This is a genomic window from Massilia sp. CT11-108 (assembly GCF_047302915.1).
Classification (GTDB): domain Bacteria; phylum Pseudomonadota; class Gammaproteobacteria; order Burkholderiales; family Burkholderiaceae_D; genus Telluria; species Telluria orientalis.
This window is the reverse complement of sequence record NZ_JBKYMO010000860.1, coordinates 1-1489: the sequence shown is the minus strand read 5'-3', so window position 1 is coordinate 1489 and position 1489 is coordinate 1. Positions and strand designations below refer to the sequence as shown.

Genomic DNA, 1489 nt, shown 5'->3' with positions numbered 1-1489 from the left:
TGCGCGAACAGGCGATGGCCATCGCGCCCCCGGGCCGCCCCGCTGCCACCCTGCTGGCCAGCGGCCGTCCGCTGAAGAGCGCCAACGGGCGGATGCTGGGCGCCGTCGTGGCGATGACCGACATCACCGAGCGCAACACGGCGCGCGAACAGCTGGAAGCGAGCGAACGCCGCCTGCGCGCCATCACGGAAAACCTGCCGGCGCTGATCGGCAAGGTCAACGCGGCGGGCAGGTTCGTGTTCCTGAACGGCCGCGCCATCCAGTTCTACGGCAAGCCGGCCGAGGCGCTGATCGGCCACGACGTGCGCGACGCCTATTCGGAACCCGAATACGCGAAGCTCGAACCCCACCTGCGCCGCGTCCACGCGGGCGAAAGCAGCACGTTCGAGGACGTCATCGAGGTGAACGGCCGCCAGCTGTATTACCAGTGCATGTTCGTGCCGCAGCGCGCACTGGACGGCACGCCGGACGGCTATTACGCGATGGCGTTCGACATGACCGCCCGCAGGCTCTCCGAACTGCGCCAGGCCGAGAGCGAGGAGCGGCTGCGTACGATCACCGACAACGTGCCGGTGCTGATCGCCCACCTGGACGCCGACCGCCGCTATGCGTTCGCCAACGCCGTGCACGCATCGTGGCTGGGCGTGCCGCCTGAGCGGATCCTCGGCCTCACCGTCGAGGAAGCGTTCGGCCCCGCCTTTTACGCGCCGCAGGCCAGGGCGCTGGAACAGGCCTGGCTCGGCAACGCGTCGCAGTGCGAACACGAGATCGTGCGCAAGAACCACACGCGCATCGCCCACTCGACGTTCCTGCCGCAGATGCGCGACGGCCGCGTGGCCGGCGTGTACATCCTGACGACGGACGCTACCGCCTCGCGCATGCACGAGCGCAGCCTGCATGCGCTGGCGCACACGGACCCGCTCACGCAGCTGCCGAACCGGCGCCGCTTCGAGCAGGCGCTGGAAGGCGCCGCCAACCGCTCGCGCCAGGGCGACCGCGATTGCGCGCTGCTGTACCTGGACGTGGACTTCTTCAAGCAGATCAACGACCGCTACGGCCACGCGACCGGCGACGACGTGCTCGTGGAATTCGCGCGCCGGCTGCGGACCAGCGTGCGCTCGACCGACCTGGTCGCACGCCTGGCCGGCGACGAATTCACGGTGCTGCTGCACGACGTGCGCAGCGAGGCCGACGTCGAGCGCGTCGCCCGCAAGATCCTGGACGCGATCGCGGAACCGTTCGCGCTGGCCGGACGCACATTGAAAGTCGGGACGACGATTGGCATCGGCCTCGCGTCCGGCGGCAGCGTCGACCCGCGGGCGCTGATGGAAACGGCCGACCGCGCGCTGTACGTCGCCAAGGAAGCCGGCCGCCACACGTACGCGGTGCTGCATACGGGCGAATACGCCTGATCAGTGGAACACGCCGACGGCAAGTTCGGCCCACACGAGGAGCAGCCCGAGCGCAAACAGGCCGCCGAGCAGCAGGC

General features: G+C 69.7%; 1 protein-coding gene. It reads left to right on the top strand.

The genetic code is table 11. From position 1 onward, the window contains the following. The coding region (locus ACEN88_RS31470) for a diguanylate cyclase domain-containing protein (RefSeq protein ID WP_413346056.1) at positions 1-1412 on the top strand (1412 nt) is incomplete at its 5' end. Between the last annotated feature and the right edge of the window lie 77 nt (positions 1413-1489).